This window comes from Thauera sp. GDN1 (assembly GCF_029223545.1).
Taxonomy (GTDB): Bacteria; Pseudomonadota; Gammaproteobacteria; order Burkholderiales; family Rhodocyclaceae; genus Thauera.
Genome location: NZ_CP097870.1, coordinates 1,918,434 through 1,935,918, shown reverse-complemented (window position 1 = coordinate 1,935,918; position 17,485 = coordinate 1,918,434). Strand labels below are relative to the sequence as shown.

At 66.8% G+C, this 17,485-nt stretch carries 17 protein-coding genes; 3 read left to right on the top strand and 14 right to left on the bottom strand.

Annotated elements, in window-relative coordinates:
• Positions 1-12 precede the first annotated feature (12 nt).
• The 8 genes from CKCBHOJB_RS08815 to CKCBHOJB_RS08780 form a co-directional block, all read right to left on the bottom strand.
• The gene (locus tag CKCBHOJB_RS08815) at positions 13-2,868 is read right to left on the bottom strand and encodes a 2-oxoglutarate dehydrogenase E1 component (protein WP_281051596.1); all 2,856 of its coding nucleotides are present in this window, start codon (positions 2,866-2,868) and stop codon (positions 13-15) included.
• Between the two features lie 162 nt (positions 2,869-3,030).
• Positions 3,031-4,326 carry a citrate synthase gene (gltA, locus tag CKCBHOJB_RS08810; protein WP_281051595.1) on the bottom strand — a complete coding sequence of 432 codons (1,296 nt, stop codon included), beginning with the start codon at positions 4,324-4,326 and terminating at the stop codon, positions 3,031-3,033.
• 63 nt (positions 4,327-4,389) lie between these two features.
• On the bottom strand, positions 4,390-4,626 hold the full coding sequence (locus tag CKCBHOJB_RS08805; protein WP_281051594.1) for a succinate dehydrogenase assembly factor 2: 237 nt from the start codon (positions 4,624-4,626) through the stop codon (positions 4,390-4,392).
• Positions 4,627-4,641: 15 nt separating this feature from the next.
• On the bottom strand, positions 4,642-5,352 hold the full coding sequence (locus CKCBHOJB_RS08800; RefSeq protein ID WP_281051593.1) for a succinate dehydrogenase iron-sulfur subunit: 711 nt from the start codon (positions 5,350-5,352) through the stop codon (positions 4,642-4,644).
• A 19-nt stretch (positions 5,353-5,371) separates the two neighbouring features.
• Positions 5,372-7,165, bottom strand: a complete 1,794-nt coding sequence (gene sdhA, locus CKCBHOJB_RS08795) for a succinate dehydrogenase flavoprotein subunit (RefSeq protein ID WP_281051592.1) — start codon at positions 7,163-7,165, stop codon at positions 5,372-5,374.
• A 2-nt stretch (positions 7,166-7,167) separates the two neighbouring features.
• On the bottom strand, positions 7,168-7,518 hold the full coding sequence (sdhD, locus tag CKCBHOJB_RS08790) for a succinate dehydrogenase, hydrophobic membrane anchor protein (protein ID WP_281051591.1): 351 nt from the start codon (positions 7,516-7,518) through the stop codon (positions 7,168-7,170).
• Complete coding sequence (sdhC, locus tag CKCBHOJB_RS08785) at positions 7,512-7,901, bottom strand: succinate dehydrogenase, cytochrome b556 subunit (protein ID WP_281051590.1); 390 nt, start codon at positions 7,899-7,901, stop codon at positions 7,512-7,514. Before sdhC ends, sdhD begins: the two co-directional genes overlap by 7 nt.
• A 98-nt stretch (positions 7,902-7,999) precedes the next feature.
• On the bottom strand, positions 8,000-8,728 hold the full coding sequence (locus CKCBHOJB_RS08780; protein WP_281051589.1) for a GntR family transcriptional regulator: 729 nt from the start codon (positions 8,726-8,728) through the stop codon (positions 8,000-8,002).
• A gap of 256 nt (positions 8,729-8,984) precedes the next feature.
• Here CKCBHOJB_RS08780 and CKCBHOJB_RS08775 point away from each other — a divergent pair, with 256 nt between their 5' ends.
• Together CKCBHOJB_RS08775 and CKCBHOJB_RS08770 are read left to right on the top strand one after the other, a co-directional pair.
• Positions 8,985-9,974 (top strand): malate dehydrogenase, encoded by a 990-nt coding sequence (locus tag CKCBHOJB_RS08775; RefSeq protein WP_281051588.1) that lies wholly within the window; start codon positions 8,985-8,987, stop codon positions 9,972-9,974.
• Between the two features lie 112 nt (positions 9,975-10,086).
• Entirely contained in the window at positions 10,087-11,076 is a 990-nt protein-coding gene (locus CKCBHOJB_RS08770) for an aldolase/citrate lyase family protein (RefSeq protein WP_281051587.1), read from the top strand.
• Here the strand turns inward: CKCBHOJB_RS08770 and CKCBHOJB_RS08765 are convergent.
• The gene (locus CKCBHOJB_RS08765) at positions 11,073-11,972 is read right to left on the bottom strand and encodes a LysR substrate-binding domain-containing protein (protein WP_281051586.1); all 900 of its coding nucleotides are present in this window, start codon (positions 11,970-11,972) and stop codon (positions 11,073-11,075) included. The genes CKCBHOJB_RS08770 and CKCBHOJB_RS08765 overlap by 4 nt on opposite strands.
• Before the next feature lie 244 nt (positions 11,973-12,216).
• Here CKCBHOJB_RS08765 and CKCBHOJB_RS08760 point away from each other — a divergent pair, with 244 nt between their 5' ends.
• On the top strand, positions 12,217-13,347 hold the full coding sequence (locus CKCBHOJB_RS08760) for an MFS transporter (protein ID WP_281051661.1): 1,131 nt from the start codon (positions 12,217-12,219) through the stop codon (positions 13,345-13,347).
• Here the strand turns inward: CKCBHOJB_RS08760 and CKCBHOJB_RS08755 are convergent.
• The 5 genes from CKCBHOJB_RS08755 to CKCBHOJB_RS08735 all read right to left on the bottom strand — a co-directional run bounded on the left by CKCBHOJB_RS08755 (position 13,340) and on the right by CKCBHOJB_RS08735 (position 17,470).
• Positions 13,340-14,104, bottom strand: a complete 765-nt coding sequence (locus CKCBHOJB_RS08755; protein WP_281051585.1) for an ABC transporter ATP-binding protein — start codon at positions 14,102-14,104, stop codon at positions 13,340-13,342. The genes CKCBHOJB_RS08760 and CKCBHOJB_RS08755 overlap by 8 nt on opposite strands.
• Positions 14,105-14,127: 23 nt before the next feature.
• Positions 14,128-14,853 (bottom strand): ABC transporter permease, encoded by a 726-nt coding sequence (locus CKCBHOJB_RS08750; protein WP_281051584.1) that lies wholly within the window; start codon positions 14,851-14,853, stop codon positions 14,128-14,130.
• On the bottom strand, positions 14,850-15,536 hold the full coding sequence (locus tag CKCBHOJB_RS08745; protein WP_281051660.1) for an ABC transporter permease: 687 nt from the start codon (positions 15,534-15,536) through the stop codon (positions 14,850-14,852). Before CKCBHOJB_RS08745 ends, CKCBHOJB_RS08750 begins: the two co-directional genes overlap by 4 nt.
• A 128-nt stretch (positions 15,537-15,664) precedes the next feature.
• Positions 15,665-16,456, bottom strand: a complete 792-nt coding sequence (locus CKCBHOJB_RS08740) for an ABC transporter substrate-binding protein (RefSeq protein ID WP_281051583.1) — start codon at positions 16,454-16,456, stop codon at positions 15,665-15,667.
• 108 nt (positions 16,457-16,564) lie between these two features.
• On the bottom strand, positions 16,565-17,470 hold the full coding sequence (locus CKCBHOJB_RS08735) for a hypothetical protein (protein ID WP_281051582.1): 906 nt from the start codon (positions 17,468-17,470) through the stop codon (positions 16,565-16,567).
• Between the last annotated feature and the right edge of the window lie 15 nt (positions 17,471-17,485).

Here is a 17,485-nt window from a genome sequence, read left to right as displayed (position 1 = left end):
TCCCTAGTTGTCTTATCGGTTCGGGGACTGCGGGGTGGTGTCCTGGATCGGACCGAAGGCATTCTCGATGACCGCCTTCTGCTGTGCGTTGTGCACCGCGTAGTAGCCGACGGCGGGCGACGCGGCGGCCGGACGGCTGACGAGCAGCAGCTTGCGCTTGGTGCCGAGCACGTTGACCAGGTGCTGACGCGAGGCCAGCCAGTACCACGCACCCTGGTTACGCGGCTCTTCCTGGCACCAGACCACTTCCTTGGCGTTCGGGAACTGCTCGATCGCCTTGGCGAAGGCGTCGGCCGGGAACGGATACAGCTGCTCGATACGCACCAGCGCGGTGTCGGTGATCTTGTTCTCGCGGCGATGGGCCAGCAGCTCGTAGTAGATCTTGCCCTGGCACAGCACGACGCGCTTGACCTTCTTGGCGTCGAGCTTCTCGACCTCGGGGATCACGGTCTGGAACTGGCCGTTGGCGAGTTCGTCCATCGACGAGATCGCTTCCTTGTGACGCAGCAGCGACTTCGGCGTGATGATGATCAGCGGCTTGCGCAGCTTGCGCAGCATCTGGCGACGCAGCAGGTGGAAGATCTGCGCCGGCGTGGTCGGCACGCAGATCTGCCAGTTGTGCTCGGCGGCGTTGTTCATGTAGCGCTCGATACGCGCCGACGAGTGCTCCGGACCCTGACCCTCGTAGCCGTGCGGCAGCATCAGCGTCAGGCCGGACAGGCGGCCCCACTTCGCTTCGCCCGAGCTGATGAACTGGTCGAGCACGACCTGGGCGCCATTGACGAAGTCGCCGAACTGGGCCTCCCACACCACGAGCTGGTCCGGTTCGGTGGTCGAGTAGCCGTATTCGAAGGCGAGCACGCCCTCTTCCGACAGCACCGAGTCATAGCACTGGAAGCCCGCCTGGCCGTCCTGGATGTGCTCCAGCGGCTTGAAGATGCCCTCGTCCCAGCGCTCGCGCTTCTGGTCGTGGAGCACCGCGTGACGGTGGAAGAAGGTGCCGCGGCCGACGTCCTCACCGGAGATGCGCACGCCGTAGCCCTGTGCGAGCAGGCTCGCGTAGGCGAGGTTCTCGCCCATGCCCCAGTCGAGCGGGAGCTCGCCACGGCCCATCGCCGCGCGGTCGTCGATGATCTTCTTGACGCGCGAGTGGAGCGTGAAGTTCGCGGGCACGTCGGTCAGCCGCGCAGCCAAGCGCCTGATCTCCTGCACCGGCACGGTGGTGTCGCAGTCGTCGGTGTACGGCTGCTTGAGGTACGGCGACCAGTCGGCGGCGAACTGACGGTTGTGGCCGGACAGCACCGGGTTGTACAGCAGCTCGCCCTTGTCGAGGTGCTCGCGGTACTGGGCGATCATCTGCTCGGGTTCGTCGGACTTCAGCGTGCCTTCGGCGACCAGACGGTCGGCGTAGAGCTTGCGGGTGCCCGGGTGCTTCTGGATGGTGCGGTACATCAGCGGCTGGGTCACCATCGGCTCGTCCTGCTCGTTGTGGCCGAGCTTGCGGAAGCAGATGATGTCCACCACGACGTCCTTCTTGAACTGCTGGCGGAACTCGACGGCCAGCGCGGTCACGAAGGCTACGGCCTCCGGATCGTCGCCGTTCACGTGGAAGATCGGCGCCTCGACCATCTTGAAGATGTCGGTGCAGTACAGCGAGGAGCGATAGTCGCGCGGGTCGGAGGTGGTGAAGCCGATCTGGTTATTGACGACCAGATGCACCGTGCCGCCCGTGCCGTAGCCGCGGGTCTGGGAGAAGTTCAGCATCTCCTGGTTCACGCCCTGGCCGGCCACGGCCGCGTCACCATGGATCAGCACCGGCAGGACCTGGCCCTTGTCGGCGTCGTTGCGGCGAACCTGGCGGGCATAGACCGAACCTTCGACCACCGGGTTGATGATCTCGAGGTGGGACGGGTTGAAGGCGAGCGTCAGGTGCATCGGGCCGCCCGGGGTCATCACGTCGCTGGAGAAGCCCATGTGGTACTTCACGTCACCTGCGGTGAGGTCGGCCGCGGCCTTGCCCTCGAACTCCGAGAACAGCATCGACGGCGACTTGCCCAGGGTGTTGACCAGCACGTTGAGACGGCCGCGGTGGGCCATGCCGATCACCGTCTCGGCGACGCCCAGGCCGCCGGCGACGCGGATGATCTCGTCCATCGCCACGATCGCCGACTCGCCGCCTTCGAGCGAGAAGCGCTTCTGGCCGACGTAACGGGTGTGCAGGTAGCGCTCGAGGGTTTCGGCCGCGGTGGTGCGCTCGAGGATGCGCTTCTTCATCTCGACCGAGAACTTCGGCGTACCGCGGACGCTTTCCAGACGGCTCTGGATCCAGCGTTTCTGCGCGATGTCGGTCAGGTACATGTACTCGGCGCCGATCGAGCTGCAATAGGTCTGGCGCAGGGCTTCGAGGATCTCGCGCAGGGTGGCGCGCTCGGTGCTGAAGCCGTGGAAGGAGCCGACGTTGAAGCCCTTCGACAGGTCGGCCTCGGTGAAGCCGTAGTAGGACGGCTCGAGCTCGGCGATCTGCGGACGCTCGGTGCGCTTGAGCGGGTCGAGGTTGGCCCAGCGGTTGCCGAGGAAACGGTATGCGTTGATCAGCTGCAGGACCGAGACCTGCTGCTTGTCCTCGCCGCCGCCGGCGACGACGGTGCGGACCGGGCCGCGCTTGGCCATCTGCTCGAAGGCGGCGATGATCGGGCCATGGGCCACGTCGCGCTCCGCGGCGCCGGCCTGGCTCTGCAGCTTGTCGAAGTATTCGCGCCATTCGGCGGACACCGACGACGGGTCGGCGAGGTAATTTTCGTACTGCTCTTCGATGAACGGCGCGTTCGAGCCGAACAAGTGAGAAGTCTGTTCGAGTTGCTTCATCATGATGAAAGCCACCTGTTATGTGCTATTGCCCCGATTGGGGGGTGATGCGGTGTTCGGGAACGGCCTGGCGCCCCTCCGAAGGAAAAACGGGATGGCCACGCACGCGCAGCCACCCCGTATACCTCAGAGTCGGCGAAGCCTTCCTCCCCTCTCCATCGTCTCTTACGGACGCTGTGCGAGTGCCGGCACGTCGCGGCGCGCGGCGCCGACGTAGAGCTGGCGCGGACGGCCGATCTTGTACTCCGGATCGGTGATCATCTCTTCCCACTGGGTGATCCAGCCCACGGTGCGCGCGAGCGCGAAGATGCAGGTGAACATCGAAGTCGGGATGCCCAGCGCCTTCTGCACGATGCCCGAGTAGAAGTCGACGTTCGGGTAGAGCTTCTTCTCGACGAAGTACTCGTCTTCCAGCGCGATCTTCTCGAGTTCCTTGGCGAGCTTGAACAGGCGGTCGTTCTCGAGGCCCAGTTCGCCGAGCACGTCGGCGCAGACCTTGCCCATCAGCTTGGCACGCGGATCGAAATTCTTGTACACGCGATGGCCGAAGCCCATCAGCTTGAAGCTGTCGTTCTTGTCCTTGGCGCGCTTGATGTACTCGCCGACGCGCGACACGTCGCCGATCTCTTCCAGCATGTTCAGGCAGGCTTCGTTCGCGCCGCCGTGCGCCGGGCCCCACAGGCAGGCGATGCCGGCCGAGATGCAGGCGAAGGGGTTGGCACCGGAGGAACCGGCCAGGCGGACGGTCGAGGTCGAGGCGTTCTGCTCGTGGTCGGCGTGCAGCGTGAAGATGACGTCGAGCGCACGCACCAGCACCGGATTCGGCTCGTACTTCTCGCACGGCGTGCCGAACATCATGTGCATGAAGTTCGCGGTATAGTCGAGGTCGTTGCGCGGGTACATGAAGGGCTCGCCCTTGTTGTACTTGTAGGCCATCGCAACGATCGTCGGCAGCTTGGCGATCAGGCGGTTGATCGACACGCTGCGGTGTTCGGCGTCGGAGAAGTCCATCGCCTCGTGGTAGAAGGCCGACAGGGCACCGACCACACCGACCATGACCGCCATCGGGTGCGCATCACGACGGAAGCCCGAGTAGAACTTCGTGATCTGGTCGTGCAGCATCGTGTGGTTCTTGATCGTGCTCTCGAACGTGGTGCGCTGTTGGGCGTTCGGCAGTTCGCCGTTCTTCAGCAGATAGGCGACCTCGAGGAAGTTGCACTGTTCGGCAAGCTGCTCGATCGGGTAGCCGCGATAGAGCAGCTCGCCCTTGTCACCATCGATGAAGGTGATCTTCGACTTGCAGCTGGCCGTCGACAGGAAGCCCGAGTCGTAGGTGAAGAGGCCGGTCTTGCCGCCCAGGGTCCGAATGTCGATGACATCCTGGCCATGGGTGCCGGTCATGACCGGGAATTCGACGGTCTTGCCATCGACGGTGAGGGTTGCAGTGCGTTCAGTGCTCATAGATCGTCCCTTCTACTTGCCGGTTTAACTGCTTGTCGTCGTACTCCGACCGGAAGCGCTGCGTCAGCCCTGACGCAGCAATCCGATCATCTCCTTCCAGCGGTCGTTGTCGCATGCCTTGCTGCCATTGACCCACGCCCAGATGTCGTAGTCGTCGCAGCGCAGCAGGTCGTCCAGATCCGCCACCTGATCGTCGGTCAGACGATCGAAATGCCTTTCGAGAAAGCGCGTGAACACAAGGTCGAGCTCGAGCAAGGCTCGACGGCACTGCCAGCGCACGCGCCCCCTGTTGATCGTCATGCCGTCGGCCTGCCCTTAGACCGCGCGGCGGACCATCATGTCCTTGATCTTGCCGATCGCGCGGGTCGGATTCAGACCCTTCGGACAGACGTCGACGCAGTTCATGATGGTGTGGCAGCGGAACAGACGGTAGGGATCCTCGAGGTTGTCGAGGCGCGCATTGGTGTCCTGGTCGCGGGTATCGGCGAGGAAGCGGTAGGCCGCCAGCAGGCCGGCCGGGCCGACGAACTTGTCCGGGTTCCACCAGAACGACGGGCACGAGGTCGAGCAGCACGCGCACAGGATGCACTCGTACAGGCCGTTGAGCTCCTCGCGGTCCTCGGGCGTCTGCAGACGCTCGCGCTCGGGCGCCGGGTCGTCGTTGACCAGGTAGGGCTTGATCGAGTGGTACTGCTTGAAGAACTGCGTCATGTCGACGATCAGGTCGCGGATGACCGGCAGGCCGGGCAGCGGGCGCAGCGTGATCGGCTGCTGCAGGCTGTCGATGTCGGTCAGGCAGGCCAGGCCGTTCTTGCCGTTGATGTTCATCGCGTCCGAACCGCACACGCCTTCGCGGCAGGAGCGGCGGAAGGACATCGAATCGTCCTTGGCGCGCAGGCGGACGAGGGCGTCGAGCAGCTTCTTGTCGGAAGCCTCGAGCTCGACCGAGATGTCCTGCATGTAGGGCTTCTCGTCCTTGTCCGGATCGTAGCGGTAGATCTTGAATTGAACGGTACGCTTGGTCATGTGTGTTTCTCCCGGGCGCTCAGTAGGTGCGCTTGGCGAGCGCGATCGGCTCGACGTCGTCGGACAGCGGCTTCAGGTTCACCGGCTTGTAATCCAGGCGGTTGCCTTCGCTGTACCACAGGGTGTGCTTGAGCCAGTTGGCGTCGTCACGGCCGTTCGGGTTCTCGGCGGTATCCGGCGCGTCGTCGCGCACGTGGGCGCCGCGCGACTCCTTGCGGGCCTCGGCCGACACCATGGTGGCGCGCGCGACTTCGATCAGGTTGTCGAGCTCCAGCGCTTCCATGCGGGCGACGTTCCAGACCTTGGACTTGTCCTTGATCTCGGTGCGCTTGGCACGCTCGGCCACTTCGCCGATCTTCTGCACGCCTTCCTTGAGCAGGTCGTCGAAGCGGAACACGCCGGCGTGCTTCTGCATGGTGCGGCGCATCTCGAGACCGACGTCGAACACGCTCTCGCCGTTGGTCTGGCCCTCCAGGCGCGCCAGGCGGGCGAGCGACATGTCGGCGGCATCGACGGGCAGCGGCTTGAGCTTGAGCTGGCCGGACTTGAAGTCCTCGACCACGGTTTCGCCGGCGGACTTGCCGAACACCAGCAGGTCGAGCAGCGAGTTGGTACCGAGGCGGTTGGCGCCGTGCACCGAGGCGCAGGCACACTCGCCCGCGGCGTAGAAGCCGGCTACCGGGCTGTTCGGGTTGCCGTCCTTGGGCACCACGACCTGACCCTTGTAGTTGGTCGGAATGCCACCCATCTGGTAGTGGCAGGTCGGCACGACCGGGATCGGCGCCTTGATCGGGTCGACGCCGGCGAACTGGATCGCGATCTCGCGAATGCCCGGCAGGCGCTTCATGATGGTGTCGGGCGACAGGTGGGTGATGTCGAGCAGCACGTGATCCTTGTCCGGACCGGCGCCACGCCCCTCGTTGATCTCGGTGGTCATCGCGCGCGAGACGACGTCGCGCGAGGCGAGGTCCTTCAGGTTCGGCGCGTAGCGCTCCATGAAGCGTTCGCCCGACGCGTTGCGCAGGATGCCGCCCTCGCCGCGCACGCCCTCGGTGATCAGCACGCCCGCGCCGGCCACGCCGGTCGGGTGGAACTGCCAGAACTCCATGTCCTCGAGCGGGATGCCGGCGCGCGCCGCCATGCCCACGCCGTCACCGGTGTTGATGAAGGCGTTGGTCGAGGAGTAGTAGATGCGGCCCGCACCGCCGGTGGCGAAGATGGTGGCCTTGGCGTGGAAGATCGAGACCTCGCCGGTCTCCATTTCCATCGCGGTGACGCCGAGCACGTCGCCGTCGGCGTCGCGGATCAGGTCGAGCGCCATCCACTCGACGAAGAACTGGGTGTTCGCGCGCACGTTGCGCTGGTACAGCGCGTGCAGCATGGCGTGGCCGGTACGGTCGGCCGCGGCACAGGAGCGCATGACCGGCGCCTGGCCGTAGTTCATCGAGTGACCGCCGAACGGGCGCTGGTAGATCTTGCCGTTGTCGGTGCGGTCGAAGGGCATGCCGTAGTGCTCGAGCTCGACGACGACCTCGTTGGCCTTCTTGCACATGAACTCGATGGCATCCTGGTCGCCCAGCCAGTCCGACCCCTTCACGGTGTCGTACATGTGCCAGTGCCAGTTGTCCTCGGTCGAGTTGCCGAGCGAGGCCGCCACGCCACCCTGCGCCGCAACCGTGTGCGAGCGGGTCGGGAACACCTTGGTCAGCACGGCGGTCTTGAGGCCGGCTTCGGAGAGTTGCAGGGCCGCACGCAGGCCGGCACCGCCGGCGCCCACGATGACCGCATCAAAGGTACGCTTCGCGACGTTCACGCTTAGAGCCTCCACAGGATCTGGGCAGCCCAGCCGGCATAGCCGACGAGCAGGAAGAGGGTGACCAGGTGCAGCGCGAGGCGCACACCATCGGGCTTGATGTAGTCCATCCACAGGTCACGCACGCCGATCCAGGCGTGATAGAACACCGACAGGAAGAACAGGAAGCTGAGGAACTTGAACAGCCCGTGCGAGAACAGGCCCGACCACGACTCGTAGCTCAGCTCGGGCAGGCTGAACGCACAGAGCGCGAAGATGATCGTGTAAAGCGCCATGTAGACGGCGGTGGCGCGCTGTGCGATCCAGTCCTTAAGACCGTAATGCGCACCGACGACGATGCGTTGCTTCACCATAGTGTCACCCCAATGATCACGGTGAGCGTGAGGCTCACGGCCAGGACGATTTTCGAGGACTTGCGGGCGGGCTCGAGATCGACGCCCTTGTGCATGTCGAGGAGCAGGAAGCGGATGCCGGCGCAGAAGTGGTGCAGGTAAGCCCACAGCAGGCCGAACAGGACGAGCTTGATGAACCAGTTGTCGACCACGGCTGCGAAGGTCTCGAAGGTCTCCGGCGAGCCTAGGCTGCGGTCCAGCAGATACAGCAGGAAGGGCAGCATCAGGAAGATGCCCACGCCGCTGATCCGGTGAAGGATCGACACGATGCCCGGCAAAGGCAGCCGGATCTGATTCAAGGCCAGGTGCTTCGGCCTTTGTTTACGCACTGTCGCTTCTGACATGAAGACTCCCCTCTACATGTGCAACGGACACCCGTCGCTGACTTCGAAAAGACATAATTATAGCGCCGGAGATCGGCGGCGACTTACAAATGGATACGTCAGTTCAGCTCGTTCAGATAGAAATGCTCCGCGGTCGAATACAGTCCGCGCCGCCACTCCACCGGCTTGTCGCCATAGGTATAGGTCACGCGTTCCACCGACAACAGCGGCGTACCTTCGGAAACTTTCAGCGCCTCGCTCGCACCGCGGTCGGCCGCGACCGCGCGGATGCGCTCCTGCGCGCGGATCATGCGCACGCCGAAGCGGGTCTCGAACAGGCTGTAGAGGGAGCCGTTCCAACCCTGCAGGGTTTCTGCGCTGAGCCCCTGGAACACCTCTCCGGGAAGATAGATCTCGTCGATGACCACCGGCTTGTTGGCGAACTTGAGCAGGCGGCGGACGATGATGATCGGCGCGCCCGGCTCGATGCCGAGCATCCGCGAAGCCTCCTGCCCGGCCTTTGCCCGCCAGCAGTCGAGGGGTATGCTTTGCGGTGGCGACAGGTCGCCGTCGATCGGCGCCAGGCGCAGGAAGCGGAACAGCGCGCGCGGGTCGTTGTGCGAGGCGACGTAGGTGCCCTTGCCCTGCTTGCGCACCAGCAGGTTCTCGGCCGCCATCTCGTCGATGGCCTTGCGCACGGTACCCTGAGACACGCTGAAGCGCGAGGCGAGTTCCTGCTCGCTGGGAATGGCCTGCCCGGGACGCCATTCACCCGCCTCAAGCGCCTGAAGAATCAAGGCCTTGATCTGGCGGTACAGCGGGCTGAAGGTGGGCGACTCATGCGACATGCGCGCATTTGAGCATAAAAAATCACGAACGTCTATCACTCCTCTTATATCTTATATAAGACATAAGATGCCATTTGACACGATCACAGCGATTCTTTAGTATTCCCGCGCCTGATCGGGCCCCCTGGCACAAGCGGGTTCGGATCGCTGCAGGACATACACGGCGCGCGACAGAAGCATCCGCGGGCCGTGTCCTTCATCAATCAGGGCAGGATTCCAGCACATTAACGACCGTCTCACTCGAGGGAGTATCTACATGAGCAAAGCCCCCATGCGCGTCGCTGTCACCGGCGCCGCCGGCCAGATCGGCTACAGCCTGCTGTTCCGCATCGCCAGCGGTGAAATGCTGGGCAAGGACCAGCCCGTCATCCTGCAACTGCTCGACCTGCCCCAGGCGCAGAAGGCGGTCAAGGGCGTCATGATGGAGCTCGAGGACTGCGCCTTCCCGCTGCTCGCCGGCATGGTCGCCACCGACGATCCCAATGTCGCGTTCAAGGACGCCGACGTGTGCCTGCTGGTCGGCGCCCGTCCGCGCGGCCCCGGCATGGAGCGTGCCGACCTGCTGACCGCCAACGGCGCCATCTTCACCGTCCAGGGCAAGGCCATCGCCGAGAACGCCAAGGAAGACGTGCGCGTTCTGGTCGTGGGCAACCCCTGCAACACCAACGCCTACATCGCCCGCGCCGCCGCCATCAAGGTCGGCCGCACCAACCCGAACAACTACCACGGCATGCTGCGCCTGGACCACAACCGCGCGCTGTCGCAGCTCGCCGCCAAGTCCGGCCGTGAAGTGTCGTCGCTGAAGAAGATGGTGGTGTGGGGCAACCACTCGCCCTCGATGTACGCCGACTACCGCTTCTGCGAGTCGAACGGCGACAGCGTCAAGGCGCTGATCAACGACCACGCCTGGAACAACGACGTGTTCCTGCCCACCGTCGGCAAGCGCGGCGCCGCCATCATCGAGGCCCGTGGCCTGTCGTCGGCCGCCTCGGCCGCCAACGCCGCCATCGACCACGTGCATGACTGGGTGCTCGGCTCGAACGACTGGGTCACCATGGGCGTCCCGTCCGACGGCTCCTACGGCATCCCCGAAGGCGTTGTGTTCGGCTTCCCCTGCGAGTGCAAGGACGGCCAGTTCAAGATCATCCAGGGCCTGGAGATCGACGAGTACTCGAAGGGCAAGATCGCGATCACCCTCAAGGAACTCGAGGACGAGCGCGCGGCCGTCGCCGACATGCTGAAGTAATCCACGCGCAAGCGCGGCTTCGGGCCGCCTTCGCCGAGAGCCACGGGGGTAAAATCCCGTGGCTTTTTTCATTTCCCGCCCGCATCGCGCGGCGCCCATCGAGGAATCCGACATGCACCTGCACCCTGCCGAAGTCCTGTTCGCCGGCGAGAAGCCCTTCCCCGCCCTCCCCGCCGTCGATCACTACGCCGGCGCCGAGAAGCTGATGCTGAAGGCGCTCAGGCTGCAGCAGGAACTCGGCCCGGTGTTCGACATCACCTGCGACTGCGAGGACGGCGCCCGCGCGGGGGCCGAGGCCGAGCACGCGCAGATGGTGGTCGAGGTCGTCAATGGCGCCGAGAACCACTTCGGCCGCGTCGGCGCCCGCATCCACGACATCACCCACGCGCACTGGCAGCGCGACCTCGAGATCCTCGTCGGCGGCGCCGGCCATCGGCTGGCCTTCGTCACCATCCCGAAGGCGCGCTCCGCCGCCGATGCCGCCGCGCAGATCGGCGAACTGCGCCGCGTCGAGGCCGCCTGCAAGCTCGAACGCGCGCTGCCGGTGCACGTGCTGATCGAGACCCACGGCGCGCTGCGCGAGGCCTGGGAGGTCGCCGCGCTCGACGGTGTCGAGTCGCTCGACTTCGGCCTGATGGACTTCGTCTCCGGCCACCACGGCGCCATCCCCGGCAGCGCGATGAAGAGCCCCGGCCAGTTCGAGCATCCGCTGATCGTGCGCGCCAAGGCCGACATCGCCGCCGCCGCGCTCGCCAACGGCGTCGTGCCCGCGCACAACGTCACCACCGAACTGCAGGATGTCGCGGTGATCCGCCACGACGCCGAACGCGCCCGCCGCGAGTTCGGCTACCTGCGCATGTGGAGCATCCACCCCAACCAGATCCTGCCGATCATCGCCGCGATGCAGCCCGACTTCACCGAGGTCGAGGAAGCCGCCGAGATCCTGATCGCCGCCCAGGACAAGGCCTGGGGTCCGATCCAGCACAAGGGCCGCCTGCACGACCGCGCCTCCTATCGCTACTACTGGGAGCTGCTGCAGCGCGCGCGCAATACCGGCATGGAACTGCCCGGCGAGGCGAAGCAGCGCTTCTTCGCAGCCTAGGCCCGCGGCTGGGCGAGCGTCTCGATCACCTCCAGGAAGCCTCCGAGCAAGGGGGCAACCGGCCCCGCCGCGGTGGCCACCGCAAGGCGGAAGTGCGCCTCGGGATCGGTGAGCGGCAGGTAGCGCACCCGCGCCATGCGCACGGTCTCGAGCGGCGCCGGCAGCACCGCGATGCCCAGCCCCGCGGCCACCAGGCCGATCTGCGTCGTCGCCTCGCGCGCCGTCTGCACGATGCGCGGCTCGAAGCCGGCCTGACGACAGAAGCCGCGCAGCACCGCCGGCAGATCGGTGCCGACGTCGGCCGGAAAGCCGATGAAATCCTCGTCGCGCAGATCGGCGAAGGACACCGCCCCGCCCCCCGCCAGCCGATGGCCGGCATTGACCACCACGCGCAGCGGATTGCGCGCGATCTCGCGCAGCACGATGCCCTCGGGCGCGCGTCCGCCCTGCAGGCGCACGAAGCCGACGTCGAGCTCGCCGCGAGCGATCGCACCGAACTGCTCGGGCGTGAACATCTCGCGCAGATGCAGGCGCACCGCCGGATAGCGGCGGCGGTAGGCATGCAGCGCGTCGGGCAGCAGGTCGGTGAAGGGCAGCGAGGACGTGAAGCCCACCCGCAGCTCGCCCGACTCGCCGCGCGCCGCACGCTGCGCCTCGGCCACCGCCTCGCCGACGCCCGCGAGGATGCGGTAGGCGTGGTCCAGGAAACGCTGTCCGGCCGGCGTCAGCGCCACCCTGCGCTGGGTGCGCTCGAACAGCCGCACGCCGATCTCGCTCTCGAGGTTGCGGATCTGCATCGACAGCGGCGGCTGTCCGATGTGCAGCCGCGCCGCGGCCCGGGTGAAGTTCAGCTCCTCGGCCACGGCGACGAAATAGCGCAGGTGACGCAGCTCCATCAATCTCTTCCATATATCAATGTCACCTGTCGAATATATTGGACCGACACTCTGAGGGCAAATAAGATCGGTCCATCGCGGCACCCTCGTGAGAGCGGCGGCAGCCGCGACAACGCACGCCCCACACTCCACCCCGCCCTGGCAGCCGCCGCACATGCCCCCGCTCCTACCCTCGACCGCTGCCGACGCACCGTCCACCCATCTCGAGGCCGGCACGCCCGCCTACCGCCGCGCCAACCTGGCGATGTTCGTCGGCGGCTTCGCCACCTTCGCGCTCGTCTACAGCACCCAGCCGCTGCTGCCGCTGCTCGCCGGCGAGTTCGGGGTCAGCGCCGCCAGCGCCAGCCTCACCGTGTCGGCCACCACCGCCGGCCTCGCGCTGATGCTGATCCCGGGGAGCGTGCTCGCCGACCGGCTCGGGCGGCAGCAGGTCATGAAGCTGTCGCTGGCGATCGCCGCCGTGCTCGCGCTGGCGACCGCGTTCGCGCCCGACTTCCTCTCCCTGCTGGTGCTGCGCGCCCTGCTCGGCGCGGTGATCGCCGGCCTGCCGGCGGCGGCGATGGCCTACATCGGCGAGGAAGTCGCCCCCAACGCCCAGGCGCGCGCGATGGGTCTCTACATCGCCGGCAACGCGCTCGGCGGCATGAGCGGGCGCTTCGTCACCGCGCTGCTGACCGATCTCGGCTCATGGCGAACGGCACTGGCCGTGATCGCCGTCTTCGGGCTGCTGTCGGCGGTCGTGTTCTGGCGCCGCCTGCCGGATTCGCGCCACTTCCAGCCGCGCGCGGCCACGCCGGCGCGCATCCTGCGCGACACCGTCGCCATCTACCGCGATCCCGGCCTGCCCTGGCTGTTCCTGGTCGCCTTCCTGGCCATGGGCGCCTTCGTCGGCCTGTACAACTTCCTCGGTTTCCGCCTGCTGGCGTCACCCTACCTGCTCGGCCAGAGCGCGATCGGCGCGATCTTCCTGCTCTACCTGCTCGGCACCTGGGCGTCGGCCCTCAGCGGCCGGCTGGCCGAGCGCCATGGGCGGCAGAAGACGATGTGGCGAATGGTCGCGATCATGGGCACCGGCCTGGCGCTGACGCTTGGGCAGCCGCTGTGGCTGATCATCGCCGGCGTGGGCGTGTTCACCTTCGGCTTTTTCGCCGCGCATGCGCTGGCCAGCGGCTGGGTGGGACGGCGCGCGGGGGAACGCCGCGCGCTGGCCTCGGCGCTCTACCTGTCGAGCTACTACCTCGGCGCCAGCGTGATCGGCAGCCTCACCGGCACCGCGTGGACCGCCGGACACTGGCCCGGGCTCGCCGCGCTGCTCGGCGCCTGCGTGCTGGGAACCGGAAGCGTCGCGCTGTGGCTGCGCCGCCTGCCTACTTGAGGTTGCCGGACAGGAACTGACGCAGGCGCTCGCTCTTCGGCTGCCCGAAGACCTGCGCCGGCGGGCCGCTCTCCTCGGCCAGCCCCTGGTGCAGGAACATCACCTGGCTGGACACCTCGCGCGCGAAACCCATCTCATGGGTGACGACCACCATGGTGCGGCCCTCCTCGGCCAGGCCGCGCATCACCTTCAGCACCTCGCCCACCAGTTCCGGGTCGAGCGCCGAGGTCGGCTCGTCGAACAGCAGCACCGCCGGCTCCATCGCCAGCGCACGCGCGATCGCCACGCGCTGCTGCTGGCCGCCCGAAAGATGCGCCGGATAGCTGTCCTTGAAGCGGCTGATGCCGACCTTGTCGAGGTAGGCCATCGCGCGCTCGAGCGCCTCCTTCTTCGGCACGCCGAGCACATGCACCGGCGCCTCGATGACATTCTCCAGCACGGTCATGTGCGCCCACAGGTTGAAGTGCTGGAACACCATCGCCAGCCGGGTGCGCAGACGCTGCAGCTGCTTCGCGTCGGCCACCTTCAGGTGCCCGTCCTTGCCGCGCACCAGGCGGATCTCCTCGCCCGCGACGCTGATGCGCCCGGCATCGGGCTGCTCGAGGAAGTTGATGCAGCGCAAGAAGGTGCTCTTGCCCGAGCCGGACGAACCGATGATGGTGATCACGTCGCCGGCCTCGGCCGACAGCGACACGCCCTTCAGCACCTCGTGGTCGCCGTAGCGCTTGTGCAGGTCTTCGACGGTAAGCTGGGTCATGAAAACGAATCCTTGAAGCGGGCTCAGGCGCCCTTGCGCAGCGGCTTGCGCGGCTGCAGGTGGGCGAGCCAGCGCCGCTCGGCGATACGGAACAGGCCGACCAGCGCAAAGGTGATGGCGAGGTAGATCAGGCCGGCGAAGATGAAGGCCTCGAAGGGCGCGAAGAACTGCGAATAGGCATTGCGCGCGGCGCCGGTCAGGTCCACCAGGGTCACGGTGGACGCGATCGCCGTGCCGTGCAGCATGAAGATGATCTCGTTGCTGTAGGCCGGCAAGGCGCGGCGCAGCGCGCCCGGCAGCAGGATGCGGCGCAGCATGGTGAAGCGGCTCATGCCGCAGGCGCGCGCGGCCTCGATCTCGCCATGCGGCATCGCGCGCAGCGCGCCGGCGATGATCTCGGTGGTATAGGCGCCGGTGTTGAGCGCGAAGGTCAGCAGCGCACAGCCGTAGGGATCGCGGAACACCAGCCAGAAGCGGCTGCCCGCGTCCCACTGCGCCTGGATCCACTCGAACTGCCCGAGCCCGTAGTACATCAGCAGCAGCTGCACCAGCATCGGCGTGCCGCGGAAGAAGTAGCTGTAGGCCCACACCGGCCCCGACACCCAGCGATTGGGCGACACCCGCAGCACGGCGAGCGGAATCGCCAGCACCAGGCCGGCGATCAGCGACAGCGCGGTGAGCTGCAGCGTCAGCCACAGGCCGGACGCGTACGACGGCCAGCTCTCGGCGAACAGGCTCCACTCGATCATGCCTGCGCCCTCCGCACGCCCACCGAGTAGCGCCGCTCCAGCCAGTTGAACACCAGTCCGGACACCGCCGTCATCGCCAGGTAGAAGGCGCACACCACGGCATAGAACAGGAAGGGCTCGTGCGTGGTGCGGCCGGCCTGGTCGGCCAGCCAGGTGATGTCCGACAGGCCGATGATCGACACCAGCGCGGTGCTCTTCTGCATCACCTGCCAGTTGTTGCCCAGGCCCGGCAGCGCGTGGCGCAGCATCTGCGGAAACAGGATGCGATGGAACACCTGCCAGCGGCTCATGCCGTAGGCCCGCCCGGCCTCGAGCTGGCCGGCCGGTACCGCCATGAAGGCGCCGCGGAAGGTTTCGGTGAAGTAAGCGCCGAAGATGAAGCCCAGGGTCGCCACGCCGGCGACGAAGGGATTCACGTCGACGTACTCCATGCCAAGCGCGTCGGTCACCAGGTTGATGCCCACCTGCCCGCCGTAGAAGATCAGCAGCATCATCACCAGGTCGGGAATGCCGCGCACGATGGTGGTGTAGGCGGTCGCAGGCAGGCGCAGCAGGCGGTTGGGCGACAGTCGCGACGACGCGCCGAGCAGGCCGAGCACGAGCGCGAGCAGCAGCGAGAACAGCGCCACGCGCAGCGTCACCCAGGCGCCATCGAGAAGGGAAGGTAGATAACCGTGGAGCATCGGAAAGGCCGTGCGCTCAGCCGCGGCAGCGGCGATCGCGGCGTTCAGAAACATGACGGCGGCCACATGGCCGCCGACGCATCGGACGACGGGCGGACCGGACTTCGCCGTCCGCCCGCTCGCCGCACTCACTCACCGTAGATGTCGTAGTCGAAGTACTTCTTGCGGATCTCGTCGTACTTGCCGTTGGTGCGGATCGCCGCCAGCGCCTTGTCGAGCTTCTGCTTGAGCTCGGCGTCCTGCTTGCGGATCGCGATGCCCACGCCCTCGCCGATCACGCCCTTCTCCTCCGCGGTCCGGCCGTGGTATAGGCCGCCGACGAAGGCGTACTCGGCACCGGCCGGCTGCTTCAGGAAGCCGCCGTCGGCCACCAGCGCATCCGCCCACGCCGCGTCGATGCGCCCGGCGGACAGGTCGAGATAGGCCTCTTCCTGGCGCGCGTAGCGCACGACGGTCACGCCCTGCTCCGCCCAGAAGCGGGTGGCGAAAGTGTCGGCCACGGTGCCGCGCTGCACGCCGATGCGCTTGCCCTCGAGCACGCCCAGCTCGGGCACCAGGGGGCTGCCCTTCTTCGCCACCAGCGCGAGCGGGGTGGCGTAGTACTTGTCGCTGAAATCGACGCGCTTCTTGCGCTCCTCGGTGATCGACATCGAGGCCGAGATGGCGTCGAACTTGCGGCTCAGCAGCGCCGGGATCATGCCGTCCCACTCCTGCTTCACCCAGGTGCACTTCGCCTTCATCTCCTCGCACAACGCGTTGGCGATGTCCACGTCGAAGCCCTGCACCGCACCGCTGGTGTCCACGGTGTTGAACGGAGGGTAGGCGCCCTCGGTCGCGAAGCGGATGCTGTCCCAGTCCTTGGCCATCGCGCCCTGCGCGGCAAGGGCCAGCGCGGCGAGCATCAGCGTGCGTCGGATCATATCGAGTCCTCGGAATCTGAAAAATGTTGCAATTCTAACCGCAGCGCCGCGCGGCGCATGCGGATTTCGGCCGGCATGGTGATGCTGCGCCGCAATAAGCTCCTTGATTCAACGCAGCTTTTCGGCGAGCGCCGCGGCCAGCACCGCCGCCGCCGGCGGATGGAAGCGGAAGAACAGCTCGGGCTCGACCAGTTCGAGCTCCATCAGCCGGAAGCCCCCACCGCCATCGCGCACGAAATCCACCCGCGCATACAGCGGCAGGGACGGACAGGCGGCGACCGCAGCCTCGGCGAAGGCACGCTCGTCCGCGGATGGCGCATGCGCATGCACGGTGCCGCCGTGGTCGTCCTGCACCCGGAAGTCCCCCGCACGCGCGGTCTTGCGGATGGCGTGGGTGCTGCGGCCGTCGATCACGATCAGCGACAGCTCGCCGTCGGCGAGGATGCCGGGCTCGAAGCGCTGCACCATCATCGCCTCCTGCGCCAGGCAGCGCGCGAACACCGGCTCGTGCTCGGCCAGCGACGCCCGGTCCGCCCTGTAGGTCAGCCGCGCCGCGCCCGACACCACCGGCTTGAACACGATCTCGTCCCAGCCCTGCGCCGCCATGATGGACGCCAGGGTCGCCGCCTCGCCGCACGCCACGAAGCGCGTCGGCACGATCGCGACGCCGCGCGCGGCCAGGTCGGCGAGGTAATGCTTGTCGACGTTCCAGCGGACCAGGCCGGCGTCGTTGAACAGCCGGGTCTGCGCCGATACCGCGTCCAGCCACGGGGAGAACTCGGCGAAGCGGTCGAAGTAGTCCCAGGTCGAGCGGAACAGCAGACTGCGGCACCTCCCCCAGTCCATGTCCGGATCGGACCAGGAGCGCCGCGCCACGGCGAGGCCCAGCGCCTGCAGCGCATCGGCGACGAGGCCGTCCTCGCGCGCGATCTGCGCCTGGTACCAGTCGTCTAGGTCGGGACGGGCATAGCGATCCTCGGTCAGGATCACCACGTCGAATGGCTTGGCAGTCATCGGGGGGCTGTGGCG